The organism is Stutzerimonas sp. NM35 (assembly GCF_054604355.1).
The window spans coordinates 2,812,908-2,830,874 of the sequence record NZ_CM137728.1; the positions used below are offsets into that span (position 1 = coordinate 2,812,908).

Here is a 17,967-nt window from a genome sequence, read left to right on the forward strand (position 1 = left end):
TCCAGTCTCGGGAAATGTTTGTCTGCTGCGCCTATTCCCACCTCGCAACTCAGTCCATCCCTCGCCGGTCAACTGCAACAGGCGAGGTCAGCGGCATCCGGCCTCTGAATCGACGAAGGGGACAGACATGACAGATTGCGGACGGGTCGCTGTGGTATGTGGCGCCAGCGCGGGTGTCGGGCGGGCGACGGCGTGGGCGTTGGCGCGCGCCGGCTACCGTGTGGCGCTGATCGCGCGTGGGGCGCAAGGGCTGGAGGATACGCGGGCCGAGCTGGAAAGCGGTGGCGCCAGGACACTGGCGATTGCGCTGGATGTGGCCGATGCCGAAGCGGTGGACCGCGCCGCCGAACGGATCGAGGCGGAGCTGGGGCCAGTCGATCTCTGGGTGAATTCGGCAATGGCGACGGTCTTCGGCCCCGTCCATATGACCAGCGCGGTGGAGTTCAAACGAGTCACGGACGTAACCTACCTGGGCGTCGTTCACGGTACGCTGGCGGCGTTGCGCCACATGCAGCCACGCAACCGGGGCACCATCGTGCAGGTCGGCTCCGCCCTGGCCTACCGGGCGATCCCCCTGCAATCGGCCTATTGCGCGGCGAAATTTGCGATCCGCGGCTTCACCGATTCGCTGCGCTGCGAACTGATCCACGACAAGAGCCAGGTGCGGCTGACGATGGTCCAGTTGCCGGCCCACAATACGCCGCAGTTCGACTGGTCACGCAACAAGATGACCAGGCGCCCGCAGCCCGTACCGCCCATCCACACGCCCGAGGTGGCGGCGCAGGCCATCCTCCGGGCGGCACGCGAAGCGCCTCGCGAACTCTGGGTTGGGCGCGCCTCGCTGCAGGCCATTATCGGCACCCTGCTCATGCCCGGCCTGCTCGACCGGATGATGGCCAGGCAAGCCTGGGACGGCCAGATGTCCGAGGAGCCGGCCCATGTCGGGCAACCGGACAATCTGTTCCAGCCCGTCACCGGGCTGCATCGTCTCGAAGGCCGCTTCGGTGATGACACCCTCGACAAAGCCCCCAGCCTGGCCTCGGAAACAGTCGGCAAGCTGGCGGTGGGTCTGGGGCTGCTGGGCCTGATCATCGTGACAGCGTTAGCCTTTGCCGCCAGCTAGCGTGGCCGAGCGCCTGAAAAGGCTGCGACCTAAGCGCGCACAGCACGCCAATGTCCCGATCTAGACTGGTTTCCGCTCATTAACCCCTACCAATGAAGGGATATGCGGCAACTTCCGCTCAGGCTATGGTGGCACTAGACCATCAGTGGAATGGCTGGGATGCCGCGAATCTTGTTGCTATTGCTCTTTCTGAGCCTGCTGGCCTGCCAACCGGAGGCCGAAACCATCCGCATCGGCAGTGATCGCTGGCCCGGTCATGCCCCTCTTTTCATCGCTGGTGAACTCAAGCTGTCGCAACCCGGTACGCTGCGCCTGGTTGAATACCCCAGCCCGATTGGCGTCGTGCGCGGCTTGCGCAACGGCACGCTGGATGCGGCCATGCTCAGCCTCAGCGAAACACTGCTGCTGCAGAGCAGTGACGAGCGGCTCGACCTGGAAATCCTGCTGATCGCCGGTATCTCCAATGGCGCCGACGTGCTCTATGTGGTGCCACCGATGAAACACCTGGCCGATCTGCAAGGCCAGCGCCTGGGCATCGAGGATTCGGCGCAGGCCGCTTTCCTGCTGTCGCGTGTCCTCGATCAGACCGGGTTCGGACGTGAACAGCTGGAGCTGGTCATCCTGCCCCTGCGGGAGCACGCACACGCCTTGCGCAGCAAGCGAGTCGACGCACTCATCAGCAGCGCCGCGATGGGTCCCGAACTGGAAGCCCTGGGCGCACGACGCATTTTCGACAGCAGTGCGCTGCCGAACGAAATCACCCACGTCATGGTGGTCAACCGCCGTCATCTGAACCCCGCCCAGCGCGGGCGGCTGAAGCGCCTCTGGTACGACGCGCTACGTATCTGGCAGGACGACCGCACCACGTTCTCGACGCACTTGCAACAGCGGCTCGGCCTGAGCACAGCGAGCCTGCAGCGCACGCTCGACGGTATCGTGCCGGGCGACGAACGAATCAACAGCATCCAGCTTCACAACGGACAGTTGCTGCGCCAGATGCGCCAACTCAACGACTACATGCTCGAGCATGGCTTGCTGGCGCATCCCGCACGGCCACTGGCGCTGCTGAGTGACTGCCGGGGTGTCGAATGCTGACGCGAATGCCCCTGCGCCTGTCCCTGCCGCTGCTGCTCGGCCTGTTCGCGGCACTGTTCACGTTGTTGCTGACCACCTTCCAGGTTCCCGGCAGCATCGAAGAGGCCGTGCAGGACTGGCAGAACCGCACCAAGCAGCATTTCGCCCTGCTGCAAAGCAGCCTGAGCGACCATGTACGCCAGGGGCGCACCACCGAACTCGAAATCGAGCTGGCCGATCTCGCCAGCCTCGATGGCATCGTCTGGGCGATGGTGATCGACAGGGAGCTGCGCATTGTTGCCGCAACTCGCCTCGACCTGCAGGCCGACCAGTTGGATGCCATCAGTCCAGCCGCCCTGAAGGCACACGTGCGCAGGGGCCATCCCATCTGGCTGCCGCTCGCCGGTCAGCGCCAGTTGGCGATCTACCCGCTGGACCGTACCGGACAGATACCGGCCCGTCAGCATGACGCCTTGCTCGTCGAACTGGATTTCACCACCCAGCTGCAGCAGATCAAGCGAGATGCCTGGGGCTATCTGGCGCAGATCCTTGCTCTGCTGTTCTTCCTGGGTCTGGCGTTGAATTTCTTCTATGGCCGGTTGATTACCCGCCGCCTGGCCCGCGTCGAGCAGGCGGCGCGCCACTTCGCCGCTCATCATCTGCCGCAGGCGCCGGCGGTCGGGGGTCGGGACGAAATCGCCACCCTGGCGCGCACCCTGAGCCAGATGATGCACCAGCTCTACGACCGCCAGGCGGCGCTCTCGGAAAGCGGGCGCATGATGCGCGACCTGATCAATACCGCCCCGGTCGGCATGCTCGTCGTGGACCACGAACTGCGCATCGAACAGGCCAACCTGGCCGCCGCCCGGCTGTTCGCCCGCACTCCACTGGAACTGATCGCAACAGCCGTCGAGGACCTGCTGCTCGACCAGGACGCGGCGCAGCGCATGCTAAACAAGAGCACGGCGCTCGAACTGACCGGGTTGCGCAACGGCCAGCAGGTGCCACTGGAAGTCAGCTGCACCCCATTCCGCCACCGCAAGACGCAGCACTACCTGCTGTTGCTGCGCGATATCAGCGAGCGACTGGAGACTGAGCAGAACTTGCGCTTCCTGGCCCATTACGACCCATTGACGCATCTGGCGAACCGGCATTATCTGGTGCAACGCCTGGAGCATCTGCTGAGCCAAGGCACCCACCTGAGCCTGCTGTTCATCGATATCGACTACTTCAAGCGCATCAACGATGCCCTCGGCCATGAGGTCGGCGATTTTCTGCTGGTCAAGATAGCGACCCGGCTGACGCGCCTGACGCCTGCCCCCAGTGTGCTGGCGCGATCCGGTGGCGACGAGTTCATGCTGCTGCTCGAAGCGGTCGAACCCTCGGACGCCCTGGCCCTCGGTCAGCGCATCATCGACGATCTTGCACCGGCGATACGGATCGGTCAGTACGAATGCCGCATCAGCCCCAGCATCGGCATCGCCAGCAGCTCCGGGAGCGGCACCGCCAATGATCTGCTCAAGCAGGTGGATCTGGCCCTGTATGCGGCCAAGGATGCCGGGCGCAACTGCATCGTGGCTTATTCCGACACGCTGGGTGCAGTGGCGGAGCGACGCCATCAACTGGAGCTGGAGCTTCGCCAGGCACTGGAGTGCGAACAGTTCGTCCTGCACTTCCAGCCGCAAGTGGACAGCCAGGGACGGCCAAGGGCGATGGAAGCGCTGCTGCGCTGGCAGTCGCCAAGTCGCGGTCTGGTCCCGCCCAGCGACTTCATTCCAGTGCTGGAAGAAAGCGGGATGATCATCGACGTCACGCGCTGGGTTTTTCGCCAGGCCTGCCGCCAGGCTCGCCTGTGGCAACAGGGAAAGCACAGGATACGCATCGCGGTCAATCTGTCACCACTGGACTTCCGCCAGGCCGATCTGGCCGGTTGCCTGCGCGACATTCTTCATGAGGAAGACGTCAGCCCCGAGCTGCTCGAACTGGAAATCACCGAAAGCGCCCTGCTGGCTGCCGACGAGCATGTCCAGACGACCCTGACACGCTTGCGCGCGCTGGGCATGCCGTTGCTGCTGGATGACTTCGGCACCGGCTACGCGTCCCTGACCTATCTGCAGAAATTCGCCTTCGATGGCATCAAGATCGACCGCGAATTCGTCGCCGACCTGCCGGACAGCGCGCACTCGGTAGCCCTGGTGCGCGGCATTCTGATCATGGCCAGCCACCTGGGCCTGCACGTGGTGGCCGAGGGCGTGGAAAACGAGCGTCAGGCAGCCTTCCTGCTACTCAATGGCTGCCCCAGCCTGCAAGGCTACTTCTATTCACGCCCGCAACCGGCGGAACAGTGCTGTCTCAACCGCCATGACGTCCTGCCGTCGGCCAGGGCATAGAGCCCTACGGTTCATGCCTCCAACCGGAAAAACGGGCCTGTTGAGAGCGCAGCGAAACCCGCACGCAACGGCAACGCCCTTGGCGCAGCGCAACGGCAAGGCTAACCTGCGTCTTTTTGTCACCGAGCGCATCCGATGTCCCTGTTCGATATGCTGCTGCTCATCGCTGCCGGTTTCGCCGCAGGCGGAATGAACGCACTGGCCGGTGGCGGCACCTTCTTTTCCTTTCCCGCACTGCTCGCCATCGGCCTGCCACCGGTGACGGCCAACGCCACCAATGCCGTCGCGCTCTGGCCGGCGAGCCTCGCCGGTGCCTGGGCGGCGCGTACCAGCCTGCGCCCACTGGGGCGCTATCTGCTGCCCTTGTTGCTGGCCGGCCTGGGCGGCGGCCTGCTCGGCGGCATCCTGCTGCTGGTCAGCGGCGATGATGTGTTCAGCCTGCTGATCCCCTGGCTTCTGTTGCTGGCCACCGCACTGTTCGCCGCCAGCCCCCTGCTGAGCCGCTGGCTGACGTCCCGGCGCAAGGAGGCCGGCGAAGTACCACCGCACGCGCCGCTATCTCTGGCCGCGCACGGACTGGTATCCATCTACGGCGGCTACTTCGGCGCGGGCATGGGCATCCTGCAATTGGCGGCCTTCTCCATCGAAGGCCACCCGCTGGTGCGCGCCAACGCGCTGAAGAACCTGATTTCCGCAGTGATCTACAGCGTCGCCACCGCCACCTTCATCATCGCCGGGCGGGTGAGCTGGTCTGAACTGGCGATCCTGCTGATCGGCACCACACTGGGCGGTTATGCCGGTGGCGCGCTGAGCCAGAAACTGCCGGCCCGCTGGTTACGGGCATTCGTGATCCTGGTAGGCGCAAGCATGACCGTCTATTACTTCTGGACGACGTATTGGCGATAACCCGCCTTCCGAATACCGGATTACGCCTGCGGAAACCCGGATTACGCCTTCGGCTAATCCAGGCTACGAATATCGGATGCCGTGCAATCGTAGGATGGAATCGCCGAAGGCGCTTCCGTCGTTTATCTGAGCCGAGAGATCGGGCCACGCTTCACCAGTCGAGCGTAGGTGAAGCCTGAAGCAAAAAGCGACTGGCGTTCCTGTCCACCCGCAGTGCTTTTTCCGCCCGGCTCTGCTAGTGTCGCGACCGTTTCAGAGCAGTCGCACAGAACAGGTTCCGCCATGGCCCGCAAGAAAGTCGCCCTCGATTTCGAACAATCCCTCGCCGAGCTGCAGCAGCTGGTCGAACGACTGGAAAGCGGCGAGCTGTCGCTGGAAGACTCACTGACCTGCTTCGAGCAGGGCATCGGCCTGACCCGCGACTGCCAGGCCGCCCTCAGCCAGGCCGAACAGAAGGTGCAGATTCTGCTCGAACGCGACGGCACGCTGCAGGAAACGCCCTTCGAGGTGGACCCGCAAGCATGATCGCCTACCAGCAGCGCTGCCAGGCGCGCGTCGACAACTGCCTGAACGCCCTCTTCGTCGCGCCCCGCCCACAACTTGAACGTCTCTACCAGGCCATGCGCTACAGCGTGATGAACGGCGGCAAGCGCGTGCGCCCGCTGCTGGTCTACGCCGCCTGCGAGGCACTCGAAGGCGATGCGGCCCAGGCCGATGGCGCCGCCTGCGCGGTCGAGCTGATCCACGCCTATTCACTGGTGCATGACGACCTGCCGGCCATGGACGACGACGACCTGCGTCGTGGCCAGCCCACCACCCATAAGGCCTTCGACGAAGCTTGCGCGATCCTCGCCGGCGACGGCTTGCAGAGCCTCGCCTTCGAAGCGCTGGCCGCAGCGACGCACAACCCGGCCGATCCCGCGCTGCGCCTGGAAATGTTCAGCAGTCTGGCCCGCGCCGCCGGCCCCGGCGGAATGGTCGGTGGCCAGGCCATCGATCTCGGCTCGGTGGCTTGCAAACTCGACCGCGAGGCGCTGGAGCTGATGCACCGGCACAAGACCGGCGCCCTGATCGAAGCCTCCGTGCGCCTGGGCGCACTCGCCAGTGGCCGTGCCGATGCCGTCAGCCTGGCCGCGCTGCAGCAATACGCCGAAGCGGTCGGCCTGGCCTTTCAGGTACAGGATGACATCCTCGATGTGGAAAGCGACACCGCCACCCTGGGCAAGCACCAGGGCGCCGATATCGCCCGCGACAAGCCCACCTACCCGTCCCTGCTGGGCATGGACGCGGCAAAGGCCTACGCGCTGGAGCTGCGCGATCTGGCCCTGCACGCGCTGCAACCTTTCGGTGCGAGCGCCGGGCCGCTGCGCGAGCTGGCGCGCTTTATCGTCGAACGCCGCAGCTGATAGCGCTTTCCGCGGCAGCATTCCGACCCGGGCCACCCCACCGTGGCCCTGTTAGCGCCACGGTCATTCTTATCGTCGAGCCCATCGGGTAAACTGCGGCTCTTTTTTCAGCCAAAAACGATTCGCCCGATGCTCAAGACGTTCCATGAGATTCCTCGGCTTCGCCCCCAAACGCCCATTCTTGACCGCGCCGCCACGCCCGCGCAGCTGCGTCGCCTGGGCGAGGCGGAACTCGTAGAACTCGCCAACGAGCTGCGCCAGGATCTGCTGTTCAGCGTCGGCCAGACCGGCGGGCACTTCGGTGCCGGTCTTGGCGTGATCGAGCTGACCATCGCGCTGCATTACGTTTTCGACACCCCGGACGACCGCCTGGTCTGGGATGTGGGCCACCAGGCCTACCCGCACAAGATCCTCACCGGACGCCGCGAGCAGATGGCCAGCCTGCGCCAGAAGGACGGCCTGGCCGCCTTCCCTCGTCGCAGCGAAAGCGAGTACGACACCTTCGGCGTCGGCCATTCCAGCACCTCCATCAGCGCCGCGCTGGGCATGGCCATCGCCGCCCGTCTGCAGGGCCAGAAGCGCAAGTCCATCGCCGTGATCGGTGACGGCGCGCTGACCGCCGGCATGGCCTTCGAGGCGCTCAACCATGCGCCGGAAGTCGGCGCCGACATGCTGGTGGTGCTCAACGACAACGACATGTCGATCTCGCGCAACGTCGGCGGCATGTCCAACTACCTGGCGAAGATCCTCTCCAGCCGCACCTACAGCAGCATGCGCGAAGGCAGCAAGAAGGTCCTCTCGCGCCTGCCCGGCGCCTGGGAGATCGCCCGTCGCACCGAGGAATACGCCAAGGGCATGCTGGTGCCCGGCACCCTGTTCGAGGAGCTGGGCTGGAACTACATCGGCCCCATCGACGGCCACGACCTGCCGACGCTGATCGCCACGCTGCGCAATATGCGTGACCTGTCCGGCCCGCAGTTCCTGCATGTGGTGACCAAGAAGGGCAAGGGCTTCGCCCCGGCGGAAGTCGACCCCATCACCTGGCATGCGATCAACAAGCTGGAACCGCTGGACGCCCCCAGGAAACCCAAGCCGCCGTCCGGCCCGCGCTACTCCAACGTGTTCGGCCAGTGGCTGTGCGACATGGCCGCGGCTGATACCCGCCTGGCCGGCATCACGCCCGCGATGAAGGAAGGCTCGGACCTGGTAGCCTTCAGCGAGCGCTTTCCCGAGCGCTACTTCGACGTCGCCATCGCCGAGCAGCACGCGGTGACACTGGCCGCCGGCATGGCCTGCGAAGGCGCCAAGCCGGTGGTGGCGATCTATTCCACGTTCCTGCAGCGCGCCTACGACCAGTTGATCCACGATGTGGCGGTGCAGAATCTCGACGTGCTGTTCGCCATCGACCGCGCCGGGCTGGTGGGCGAGGATGGCCCGACCCATGCCGGCAGTTTCGATCTGTCGTACCTGCGCTGCATTCCCGGCATGCTGGTGATGACCCCCAGCGACGAGAACGAGATGCGCCGCATGCTCACCACCGGCTACCTGTTCGAAGGCCCGGCAGCGGTGCGCTACCCACGCGGCACCGGCCCCAATGCGGTTATCGAACCCGGCCTGGAGCCACTGGAAATCGGCAAGGGAGTCATTCGTCGCCAAGGCTCGAAAGTGGCGCTGCTGGTCTTCGGCGTGCAGTTGGCCGAAGCGCTGGAAGTTGGCGAAACCCTGGATGCCACGGTCGTCGACATGCGCTTCGTCAAACCGCTGGACGAAGCCCTGGTACGGCAGCTGGCCGACGCCCATGAGTTGCTGGTGACCATCGAGGAAAACAGCATCATGGGCGGCGCCGGCAGCGCGGTGAGCGAGTTCCTCGCCGCCAAGGCCATCGTCAGGCCGCTGTTGCAGCTGGGCCTGCCGGATATTTACGTCGAGCATGCCAAACCCTCGCAGATGCTCGCAGAATGCGGCCTGGATGCGGCGGGAATTGAAACCGCCGTGCGCGCACGAATGACGCAGAGCGGGTGAAACCCGCAGCGCAAGACACGAACCTGGCAGGTTGCACCCGCCCGACATGGCTCACGGCCTGCCAACCTGTAGGGTCGAATTCATCCGACCGCCGCGTCACAAAGGCCGAACACGCTCGGCCCTACATGCGCAATCTGTAGCAGTTGTAGGTCGGATTAGCCGCAGGCGTAATCCGACGATCCGAAGGCGTAAACCAACGAACAAGACACCACCCCTGGAAGCGTCTGAGCGTTCGCTCGTCGGGTCGGTGAAGCGCGACCCGACCTACGGGTGGAAAACGCCAAAGGGCTTTTCCGCACAACCCGCCAAACTGTAGCTCTCTTGCGACCCGGCCTGCTGGCCGCACAACCGGTACGAGCCCTCATGTCATCCCCACCCATCTTCACCATCCACTCCCCCGATCCCGCGCTAATCCCTGCGCTGCGCCACAAGATCGACCGCAAGACCAAACCGCTGGGCGCGCTGGGACAGCTGGAAACTCTGGCCCTGCAGATCGGTCTGGTCCAGCAGACACTCAGCCCAAAGCTGCAGCGCCCAAGCCTGACCATCTTCGCTGCCGACCATGGGCTGGCCCAGGCGGGCGTCAGCGCCTACCCACCGGAAGTCACACCGCAGATGGTCTACAACTTCCTCGCTGGCGGCGCGGCCACCAATAGCTTCGCCCGCCAGCATGGCTTCGCCCTGCAAGTGGTGGATGCCGGGGTCAATGCCGATTTCCCCAGCGACCTGCCGCTGCGCCACGAGAAGCTCGGCTTCGGCACCGCCAATGCGCTGGCAGCCCCGGCCATGACTCGCGCCCAGGCCCTGCAGGGTCTGGAAACCGGACGGCGCATCGCCCATGAAGAGGTGGAAAAAGGCAGCAACGTGCTGGCCTTCGGCGAGATGGGCATCGGCAATACTTCCAGCGCCACGCTGCTGGCGCATTTTCTCGCCGGTCTGCCAATCGCTGTCGGTACCGGGCGCGGCACCGGCCTGGACGACACCGGGCTGGCGCGCAAGGTGGCCATCCTGGAGACGGTCGCGGCGCGCGTCGGGCCAGGTCCGCACGACGTGCTCGACGTACTCGCGGAGGTGGGCGGCTTCGAAGTGGTGATGATGACCGGCGCCATGCTCGGTGCCGCGGAAAAAGGCGCGCTGATCGTCATTGATGGATTCATTGCCAGCGCCGCGCTGCTGGCAGCGATGCAGATCGCGCCCGCGGTGCGTGGCTACGCCGTGTTCGGCCATCGCTCAAACGAGGGCGGCCACCCGCTGCTGCTGGAGCATTTGCGCGCCACGCCGCTGCTGCAACTGGACCTGCGCCTCGGCGAAGGCAGCGGCGCGGTGCTGGCCTGGCCGCTGCTGCAGGCCGCCTGCGGCTTTCTCAACGAGATGGCCTCCTTCGAGGAAGCCGGCGTGAGCGACGAGGCGGCGCCGTGAACGAACGCCCCTTGCTGCGTCGCGAATGCGATCGCCTCCTGCTCTCGCTGCAGTTCTTCACCCGTATCCCGATTCCCGCCCGGGTGCCCTACTCCGAGGACGAGCTCAACCAGGCGGCGATCTATTTCCCGCTGATCGGCACCCTGATCGGCGCGCTCTGTGCGCTGGTCTACTGGGGCGCGACCTTGCTCTGGCCCGAGTCGGTCGCGATCCTCTTGAGCATGGCCTTCGGCCTGCTGCTGACCGGTTGCTTCCACGAGGACGGCCTGGCCGACTGCATGGACGGCATGGGCGGTGGCTGGGATCGCGAGCGCATCCTCGCCATCATGCAGGACTCGCGCCTGGGCACCTACGGCGCCAGCGCACTCATCGGCACCCTGGTGGGCAAGTTCCTGCTGCTTAGTGCGCTGCCAGCGACGATCATCATCCCGATCATGATCCTCGCGCATACGCTCAGCCGCCTCAACGCCGCCAGCATGATGCTCACCGAGGCCTACGCCCGCCCCGAAGGCAAGGCCAAGCCGCTGGCGGTGCGCATGTCGGCGACCGGGTTGCTGGTCGCAGCCACCCTGGCGCTGCTGCCTTTTATCTGGATCGAGATACCGGCGCCGCTCTGGCTGGCGCTGCTGCCATTGATCGCGCTGCGTTTCTGGTTCGCCCGCTGGCTACGCAAGTGGATCGGTGGTTTCACCGGCGACTGCCTGGGCGCGCTGCAACAGCTGAGCGAGCTGACCTTCCTGCTGGGAGTCCTGGCGCTGTGCCGCTTTGTCTGATTCGCCACACCCGCGTGGCGGCCACCGGCCTGTGCTATGGCCGGCTGGACGTACCGCTGGCCGCGAGCTTTGCCGAAGAGGCGCGTGCCGTCCACGACACGCTGGCACGGCAGTTTCCAAAGGGCTTGCCCCCCGTCTGGAGCAGCCCGAGCCTGCGCTGCCGCAGCCTGGCCGAGACGCTGGGCGTTCCCTTCCGCATCGACGCCCGTCTGCAGGAACTGAATTTCGGTGACTGGGAAGGCCGTACCTGGGCGGAACTGGACTCACCCGCCGCACGACACTGGGGCGACAACTGGCAGACTGCCGCTCCGCCCGATGGCGAAAGCCTGCCCGAACTGCTGGAGCGCCTGCGCGCCTTTCTGGCTGAGCTGGGCGACACGGAGGCCATCCTGCTGACCCACGCCGGGCCGATTCGCGCCCTGCATCACCTGGTCGCAGGGCAACCGCTGGACGCCGCGTTCAGGCTGCCGGTGGGCCATGGCGATCTCATTTTGCTGCCTCAATCCTGACGTTGTCATTGCGCCCAAGCCTGCCGCCGGCTATGGTGCGCGCGTTTTCCATTCAGGTGTGCCGCCGCAAGACGCGCATTAAACGGGAAGCCGGTGCGTTCAATCGAACAATCCCGGCGCTGCCCCCGCAACGGTAATCGACCGCGATCCCAGGGATCGCCGTTCGCTCAAACGCCACTGTGCCCCGGCATGGGAAGGCGAGCGCGATGCGAGTCGAGAGCCCGGAGACCGGCCTGAGCGGATTCGACTGGTGTTGCGGAGGGCAGCACCGTCAAGCGCGGCCACCTGCATTCCGGACCCACGCTTGTTCCTGCCCTCCTCAAAAGTGCTTCGATCTTTTGAGGATTCTTGACCGATGAAACTGTCCCGTTTGGCCCTGGCCATCGCCCTGACACCCGGCCTGGCGCTCGCTGCCGATGAGAGCTCTTCCAGCGCGCAATTGCCGCCCATGGTGATTACCCGCGCGACCAATTTGAAAGCGCCGACCCCAGCCAGCGTAGCGGTGATCGACCGCGAGCAGATCGAGGCCAGTGCCAGCAGCGACCTGCTCGATGTACTGCGCAGCCAGGCCGGCCTGCAGATTCGCGACACCATGGGTGACGGTAACCGCGCCGCCATCAGCCTGCGCGGTTTCGGCGAAAATGCCGCCAACAACACCCTGGTCCTGGTCGATGGTCGCCGCCTGAATCAGCCGACCCTGGCCAGCGCTGACCTGAACAGCGTCCCGCTGGCGAATATCGAGCGGATCGAGATCATTCGTGGCGCCGGGACCGTTCTCTATGGCGATCAGGCAGTGGGCGGTGTCATCAACATCATCACGCGCACCCCATCCAGCAACGAGGCCTATGTCGAAGCCAGCCGAGGCAGTCACGACCATGAAGCCTTTCGCGGGCACCTGCATCAGCAGCTCGGGGGTGGTTTCTCGCTGTATGCGAGCGGCGAAACCCGCAGCAACGACAATTACCGCGACCATAACAACGCCGACTACAGCAATGCCTTCGCCCGCCTGCGTTATGAACACGACAACGGCCACGTGTTTTATGAATACCAGACGGTGGATGACGAACTGCTTTTTCCCAATGCACTTTCTCTGGCTCAGCGCCGCCAAGACCGCAAGCAGAGCAACTCGCTGGCCTGGAACGACAGCAAAAGCCAGGTTCATCGCCTGGCGCTGGAACAGCGCCTGAGTGAAGTCTGGAGTGCGCACCTCGACTACAGCCACAGCGATCAAGATGGAGTCGGCAGTTTCGGCCCCGGCTCTGAATTCACCCAGGGCACCCGTATCGAAACCATCAGCCCGCGTCTTACCGCCCGATTCGATTCTCCTCTCGGGCAAGCCGAATGGCTGCTGGGCCATGACCATATCACCAGCGATTACGAGTACCTGGCTTCTTGGGGCGACACCCTCGCACAACAAACTCTGCGCGACTGGTACACACAGTTCAGCCAGGATCTCGGGAATGGATTGAATCTGGTGATCGGTTACCGCGTCAGCGAAGCGGATGACGAAAGCACCGCTTCCAGCCGAGCGCATCGTGATCGCGAAGGCAGCAGCAGTATCGGCCTGAGCTGGCAAGCCAACGAGCAGACCCGCGTATTCATCAGGCGCGAGGACGTTCTGCGCTGGGCCAATGTCGACGAAAACGGTTTTACTTCGCCGGATGTCACCTTTCTCAAACCGCAAACCGGCGAATCCTGGGAAAGCGGCGTCGAGTGGAACGACGGCATTCAGCAATACCGCCTCACGGTGTATCGCCTGGAACTGGAAGACGAGTTGATGTATGACCCGACCGCACCCGGCCCCAACAGCGCCTGGGGCTTCGATGGCGCCAACATCAACCTGGACAAGACCCTGCGCAAGGGCGTTCTGCTCGAAGCCGAACGCCAACTCAGCGCTGATCTGAGTATCGGTGGTCAGTACAGCTTCACCGATTCCGAGTACCGCGACGGCAGCTTCAAAGGCAATGACGTGCCCTGGGTGTCGCGCCACAGCGCCAGTGCTCACATGAGCTATGAAATCCTGCCTGGACTGCGCAGCTACGTGGAGGCGGTATATACCGGCAAGCGCTATTACTCTGGCGACGATGCCAATGTTCAGCAGAAGGCCGGCAGCTACACCTTGGTCAATGCCGCTCTGGCCTATGAATACAGGCAGTTCAACACCAAACTACGGATCAACAACCTGACCGGCAAACGCTACGATGCCTTCGCCACCGCAGCCAGCCGCTATCCCGCACCCGAGGAGGAGGTACAGCTAAGCGTTGGTTACCGTTTCTGAATGCCTTTGCCGAGGCGCCACAGACCGTAGCCTGGATTAGCCGTAGGCGTAATCCGGGGCTGATGCCTGACTCGACACGCAGGTCCCCGGCATTCCACGCGCCGTAGCCTGCGTCCGGCGAATCGATGAAGCATTGATCCGCCCTACACCGTCAGCACCTTGCCTTTTCAGGTAACGTGCTGACTTCTCATTCCCCAGCAACCCTTTGGCCAAATGATCCATCGCATTGCTCAAATCGCCCTGGCCATGTTCTGCATACTTCCTGGCGCAGGCTATTCAGCCGCGCCGCAACGCATCCTCTCCCTCGGCCTGTGCGCGGACTGGCTGATCGCCCATCATGCGGACCGGAACAACGTGGTGGCCCTGTCGCAGCTGCAACACCGTTACCCCATCGACTGGATCGGTCCCGAGTGGCCAGTGCACGATGGCAGCCTGGAGCAGATCTTCGCGCTGCGACCCGACCTGGTGCTGGCCGGTCAGTTTTCGGCGACGCAACTGCGCCAGCGCCTGGAAAGTCTGGGTGTGGAGACACAGGTGCTGCCGCTGCCGCGCACCCTGCAGCAGGTGGTGGAGTACGAAAAACAGTTCCTGCGCGCCCTGCAACTACCGGAAACGCTCGCCAGCACCGTGCCCGCCCCAATGCCCCGACCGGCCAGGCCGCAGCGCCTGCTGCTGCTCGGCGCCAACGCCATCGGCACCGGACAGGGCACGCTGGAGCACGAGATTCTCCAGCACGCCGGCTGGACCAACTACCTGACCGAACCCGGTTACCAGCGCCTGGACCTGGAGCGGATCGCCAGCGATCCCCCGGATGCGATTCTGTGGGCCGCGCCCAAGCATCGCGCACGCGCCAACCAGTTCGCCGAACACCCGGCGCTGGCCAGGAGCGTGCCGGCTGAGCGCTGGCTGACCAGCGAATTCTGGCGCTGGCAATGTCCGGGGCCATGGACCTGGGAACTGATAGGACAATTGCACCAATGGCTCGACTGATCACGCCATTGCTCGGCGGCTTGCTGCTGATCGCTGCCCTGCTCTCGCTGAGCCTGGGCTCGACGTCGGTCAACATGGCCGGCGGGCTGCTCGACTGGCTGCGTGGAGCAGATTCGCTGGAGGCCATCGTGGTCGGTGATATCCGCCTGCCACGCACCCTGCTGGCCATCTGCGTCGGCGCGGCGCTGGGTCTCTCCGGCGCCGCATTGCAGGGGCTGCTGCGCAATCCGCTGGCCGACCCCGGGCTGATCGGTGCCAGCCAGGGTGCGGCGCTCGGCGCGGCGGCGGTGTTCTATTTCGGTCTGCTGTCCTTCGCCGGCGAGATGGCGCCAGCGCTGGCCGGGCTGCTCGGTGCCGGTATCGCCCTGGTCCTGATGCTGGCCCTGGCCGGCTCCTCGCGTCCATCGATGGTGATCATGGCCGGCCTGGCGATTTCCACCGTCAGCGGCGCCGCGCTGGCGATGGTGCTCAACTTCGCGCCCAATCCCTTCGCCATGCAGGAACTGGTGTTCTGGCTGCTGGGCTCGGTGTCCGAACGCGGGCTTGATCACCTGCGCATCCTGCTGCCGGCGCTGTTGATCGGCAGCCTGCTGATCCTGCGCCAGCGGCCCCTGCTCTACGGCCTGAGCCTGGGCGAACAGGTCGCGCAGAGCCTCGGGCTGAACGTCAAACGCGGCAGCCGGCTGATCGTCCTCGGTGCCGCGGTGCTGGTCGGCTCGGCGGTGGCCGTGGCCGGTGCGATCGGCTTCGTCGGGCTGATCGTGCCGCACCTGGTTCGGCCACTGGTCAATCATCGTCCCGATCGCCTGTTGATCCCTTCGATGCTGGCCGGCGCCACGCTGGTGCTTTGCGCCGACCTGGTGGTTCGGCTGTTGCCGCCAGGGCGCGAACTCAAGCTGGGAGTGCTCACTTCGCTGATCGGGGCGCCCCTGTTCATCTGGCTGGTCTGGCGGGAGCGGCAGAAATGGAGCTGATCCGTGCCCACGGTCTGAGCGTGGACGAGCGCCTGCATGACGTCGATCTGGCACTCAATGCCGGTGAAGTGCTGGGCATCATCGGCCCCAACGGCTCGGGCAAGTCGACCCTGCTCAACTGCCTGGCCGGCGTGCAAAGGCATCGAGGCCGGATAGCCATCGGCGGCCAGCCCAGCCAGCGCTTGAGCATCCATGAAAGGGCGCGCCAGGTGGCGCTGCTGCCACAGGCCAGCCAGAGCGCCTGGGCCCTGAACGTGGCGAACATCGTGACCCTGGGCCGCCTGCCCTGGGGCGACGAGGATACGGACAGGATTCACCATGCCATGCATCAGGCCGGTGTATGGCAGTGGCGCGACCGGCGCATCGACCAGCTCTCCGGTGGCGAGCAGACCCGCGTCTGGCTGGCCCGCGTGCTGGCCGGCGAGCCGCGCGTGCTGATCGCCGACGAGCCGGTGGCCAGCCTCGACCTGTACTACCAGCGGCACATTCTCGAACTGCTCAGGCAATACGCTGGCGAAGGGCGTGGCGTGCTGGTGTCCATCCACGATCTGGCATTGGCCGCGCGCTACTGCGACCGCCTGTGTCTGATGCATCAGGGCCGCCTTTATCGCACCGGTACGCCGCAACAGGTGCTGACGCCGGAACACCTGGCCGAGGTGTTCCAGGTCGATGTGCATGTGGATTTCACCGTGCAGCCGCCGATCATCCAGCCGCGATGAGTGAATTGTCGGTTTACGCCTTCGGATCGTCGGATTACGCCTTCGGCTAATCCGACCTACAAAGCATGAGGCAATTTCGTAGGTCGGGTCGCGCTTCATCGACCCGACGAACCGAGCCGGATCGCGCCTCGGATGGCCGAGATATGCCACGAACGTTGGAATCCCGAATCACGCCTTCGGCTAATCCAGGCTACGGGCTCAGAGCACCTGCTTCGGGATGCGGTAGAGAATGATGGTCATCAGGCTGCCGAGGACCAGCAGCAGGCAGGCCACGCCGCCCAGCCCCGACAGCGAACCCAGCGCCGCCAACCAGGCAGGCAGGGCAGCCCAGTACAGGCCCAGCACCTGCGCCTTCTGCAAGGCGGCCCAGCGCTCACGCTCGCCGGCCTGGTCACGCTCCTGCAGTGCGAAGAGTGCACGCTTGAAGGCCGAAAAGGCCTTGAGGCTCGGGAACAGGGCGAACAGCCCAGTGATGAATATCGCCATGGGCGGCAGCCCGAGGTTGACGTCGAGTGGCCCCAGCAACAGCCAGGGCAGCAGACACAGCGCCAGCCAGAACCACCAGAGCCGGTTCAGTCGAGTCCTTTCTTCGGTACGCTTCATGATTGTTCGGCTTCACCCTGATGAATTTCGCCGAGCAGGTGGCCGAGCTTGCCGGCCTTGGTGGCGAGGTACTTGCGGTTGTGCGGGTTATGCGCGATCTGCAGCGGCATGCGCTCGGCGACACGGATGCCAAACCCCTGCAACGCCTTGACCTTGCGCGGATTGTTGGTCATCAGCTTGATTTCAGATATGCCCAGATGGTCTAGCATCGGCAGGCAGATCGCGTAGTCGCGCATGTCCGGGGCGAAGCCCAGGCGCTCGTTGGCTTCGACGGTATCGGCGCCCTGGTCCTGCAGCTCGTAGGCACGGATCTTGTTCAGCAGGCCGATGCCACGGCCTTCCTGGCGCAGATACAGCAACGCGCCACGCCCTTCGTCGGCAATGGCGCTCAATGCCGCTTCCAGCTGGAAGCCGCAATCACAGCGCAGGCTGAACAGGGCATCGCCGGTGAGACATTCGGAATGCAGGCGACCCAGCACAGGCTTGCCGTCTGCAACGTCACCCATGGTCAGTACGACATGCTCCTTGCCTGTGTCCTGATCGAGAAAACCATGCATGGTGAATACACCGAACGGCGTCGGCAATTGGGAAGCGGCGACGAACACGACAGACACCGGAGAAACTCCAGAAGCGGAAAAGCGGATAGTGTAACAGCAGAAGCAAGCTGCAAGCTGCAAGCTGCAAGCTGCAAGCTGCAAGCTGCAAGCCAGTGTAGGGTGGATGTCGCTTTTTACATCCACCGAGGTTCCGCTCGTCGGGTCGATGAAGCGTGACCCGGCCT

General features: G+C 64.7%; 16 protein-coding genes and 1 riboswitch. Of the genes, 14 read left to right on the forward strand and 2 right to left on the reverse strand.

Annotated features, from left to right (window positions below; translation table 11 throughout):
• Window positions 1-127 precede the first annotated feature (127 nt).
• From ACYCFC_RS13085 to ACYCFC_RS13150, 14 genes are all read left to right on the forward strand, one after another.
• A complete protein-coding gene (locus ACYCFC_RS13085; RefSeq protein ID WP_459651848.1) occupies window positions 128-1,123 on the forward strand; it encodes an SDR family oxidoreductase in 996 nt (331 codons plus the stop codon).
• Between the two features lie 159 nt (window positions 1,124-1,282).
• Window positions 1,283-2,218, forward strand: coding sequence for an ABC transporter substrate-binding protein (locus tag ACYCFC_RS13090; RefSeq protein ID WP_459651849.1), 936 nt, complete (start codon window positions 1,283-1,285; stop codon window positions 2,216-2,218).
• A complete protein-coding gene (locus ACYCFC_RS13095) occupies window positions 2,212-4,587 on the forward strand; it encodes a putative bifunctional diguanylate cyclase/phosphodiesterase (RefSeq protein WP_459651850.1) in 2,376 nt (791 codons plus the stop codon). Before ACYCFC_RS13090 ends, ACYCFC_RS13095 begins: the two co-directional genes overlap by 7 nt.
• A 135-nt stretch (window positions 4,588-4,722) precedes the next feature.
• Window positions 4,723-5,493 (forward strand): sulfite exporter TauE/SafE family protein, encoded by a 771-nt coding sequence (locus ACYCFC_RS13100; RefSeq protein ID WP_459651851.1) that lies wholly within the window; start codon window positions 4,723-4,725, stop codon window positions 5,491-5,493.
• A gap of 282 nt (window positions 5,494-5,775) precedes the next feature.
• Window positions 5,776-6,018 carry an exodeoxyribonuclease VII small subunit gene (locus ACYCFC_RS13105; protein WP_459651852.1) on the forward strand — a complete coding sequence of 81 codons (243 nt, stop codon included), beginning with the start codon at window positions 5,776-5,778 and terminating at the stop codon, window positions 6,016-6,018.
• Complete coding sequence (locus ACYCFC_RS13110; protein ID WP_459651853.1) at window positions 6,015-6,899, forward strand: polyprenyl synthetase family protein; 885 nt, start codon at window positions 6,015-6,017, stop codon at window positions 6,897-6,899. The genes ACYCFC_RS13105 and ACYCFC_RS13110 overlap by 4 nt, the downstream gene beginning before the upstream one ends.
• A gap of 129 nt (window positions 6,900-7,028) precedes the next feature.
• On the forward strand, window positions 7,029-8,921 hold the full coding sequence (gene dxs, locus ACYCFC_RS13115; RefSeq protein ID WP_459651854.1) for a 1-deoxy-D-xylulose-5-phosphate synthase: 1,893 nt from the start codon (window positions 7,029-7,031) through the stop codon (window positions 8,919-8,921).
• Between the two features lie 363 nt (window positions 8,922-9,284).
• Window positions 9,285-10,340 carry a nicotinate-nucleotide--dimethylbenzimidazole phosphoribosyltransferase gene (gene cobT, locus ACYCFC_RS13120; RefSeq protein ID WP_459651855.1) on the forward strand — a complete coding sequence of 352 codons (1,056 nt, stop codon included), beginning with the start codon at window positions 9,285-9,287 and terminating at the stop codon, window positions 10,338-10,340.
• Window positions 10,337-11,113, forward strand: coding sequence for an adenosylcobinamide-GDP ribazoletransferase (locus tag ACYCFC_RS13125; RefSeq protein ID WP_459651856.1), 777 nt, complete (start codon window positions 10,337-10,339; stop codon window positions 11,111-11,113). The genes cobT and ACYCFC_RS13125 overlap by 4 nt, the downstream gene beginning before the upstream one ends.
• Window positions 11,098-11,622 (forward strand): alpha-ribazole phosphatase family protein, encoded by a 525-nt coding sequence (cobC, locus tag ACYCFC_RS13130; RefSeq protein WP_459651857.1) that lies wholly within the window; start codon window positions 11,098-11,100, stop codon window positions 11,620-11,622. The genes ACYCFC_RS13125 and cobC overlap by 16 nt, the downstream gene beginning before the upstream one ends.
• A 37-nt stretch (window positions 11,623-11,659) precedes the next feature.
• Window positions 11,660-11,873, forward strand: a riboswitch (cobalamin riboswitch).
• A gap of 104 nt (window positions 11,874-11,977) precedes the next feature.
• Complete coding sequence (locus ACYCFC_RS13135) at window positions 11,978-13,900, forward strand: TonB-dependent receptor (protein WP_459651858.1); 1,923 nt, start codon at window positions 11,978-11,980, stop codon at window positions 13,898-13,900.
• Window positions 13,901-14,113: 213 nt separating this feature from the next.
• Window positions 14,114-14,890, forward strand: coding sequence for a substrate-binding domain-containing protein (locus ACYCFC_RS13140; RefSeq protein WP_459651859.1), 777 nt, complete (start codon window positions 14,114-14,116; stop codon window positions 14,888-14,890).
• On the forward strand, window positions 14,878-15,864 hold the full coding sequence (locus ACYCFC_RS13145; RefSeq protein WP_459651860.1) for a FecCD family ABC transporter permease: 987 nt from the start codon (window positions 14,878-14,880) through the stop codon (window positions 15,862-15,864). The genes ACYCFC_RS13140 and ACYCFC_RS13145 overlap by 13 nt, the downstream gene beginning before the upstream one ends.
• A complete protein-coding gene (locus tag ACYCFC_RS13150) occupies window positions 15,855-16,583 on the forward strand; it encodes an ABC transporter ATP-binding protein (RefSeq protein ID WP_459651861.1) in 729 nt (242 codons plus the stop codon). The genes ACYCFC_RS13145 and ACYCFC_RS13150 overlap by 10 nt, the downstream gene beginning before the upstream one ends.
• 198 nt (window positions 16,584-16,781) lie before the next feature.
• Here ACYCFC_RS13150 and ACYCFC_RS13155 read toward each other — a convergent pair whose 3' ends face one another.
• Together ACYCFC_RS13155 and ribA are read right to left on the reverse strand one after the other, a co-directional pair.
• A complete protein-coding gene (locus tag ACYCFC_RS13155) occupies window positions 16,782-17,186 on the reverse strand; it encodes a hypothetical protein (RefSeq protein WP_459651862.1) in 405 nt (134 codons plus the stop codon).
• Window positions 17,183-17,800: a GTP cyclohydrolase II gene (ribA, locus tag ACYCFC_RS13160; protein ID WP_181083014.1), complete on the reverse strand. Its 618-nt coding sequence runs from the start codon at window positions 17,798-17,800 to the stop codon at window positions 17,183-17,185. Before ribA ends, ACYCFC_RS13155 begins: the two co-directional genes overlap by 4 nt.
• Window positions 17,801-17,967 lie beyond the last annotated feature (167 nt).

Bases quoted from the DNA above. Each gene is read 5' to 3' on its own strand.
- ACYCFC_RS13085 (WP_459651848.1), top strand. From the start codon at position 128: ATGACAGATTGCGGACGGGTCGCTGTGGTATGTGGCGCCAGCGCGGGT.
- ACYCFC_RS13090 (WP_459651849.1), top strand. From the start codon at position 1,283: ATGCCGCGAATCTTGTTGCTATTGCTCTTTCTGAGCCTGCTGGCCTGC.
- ACYCFC_RS13095 (WP_459651850.1), top strand. From the start codon at position 2,212: ATGCTGACGCGAATGCCCCTGCGCCTGTCCCTGCCGCTGCTGCTCGGC.
- ACYCFC_RS13100 (WP_459651851.1), top strand. From the start codon at position 4,723: ATGTCCCTGTTCGATATGCTGCTGCTCATCGCTGCCGGTTTCGCCGCA.
- ACYCFC_RS13105 (WP_459651852.1), top strand. From the start codon at position 5,776: ATGGCCCGCAAGAAAGTCGCCCTCGATTTCGAACAATCCCTCGCCGAG.
- ACYCFC_RS13110 (WP_459651853.1), top strand. From the start codon at position 6,015: ATGATCGCCTACCAGCAGCGCTGCCAGGCGCGCGTCGACAACTGCCTG.
- dxs (WP_459651854.1), top strand. From the start codon at position 7,029: ATGCTCAAGACGTTCCATGAGATTCCTCGGCTTCGCCCCCAAACGCCC.
- cobT (WP_459651855.1), top strand. From the start codon at position 9,285: ATGTCATCCCCACCCATCTTCACCATCCACTCCCCCGATCCCGCGCTA.
- ACYCFC_RS13135 (WP_459651858.1), top strand. From the start codon at position 11,978: ATGAAACTGTCCCGTTTGGCCCTGGCCATCGCCCTGACACCCGGCCTG.
- ACYCFC_RS13140 (WP_459651859.1), top strand. From the start codon at position 14,114: ATGATCCATCGCATTGCTCAAATCGCCCTGGCCATGTTCTGCATACTT.
- ACYCFC_RS13145 (WP_459651860.1), top strand. From the start codon at position 14,878: ATGGCTCGACTGATCACGCCATTGCTCGGCGGCTTGCTGCTGATCGCT.
- ACYCFC_RS13150 (WP_459651861.1), top strand. From the start codon at position 15,855: ATGGAGCTGATCCGTGCCCACGGTCTGAGCGTGGACGAGCGCCTGCAT.
- ACYCFC_RS13155 (WP_459651862.1), bottom strand. From the start codon at position 17,186: ATGAAGCGTACCGAAGAAAGGACTCGACTGAACCGGCTCTGGTGGTTC.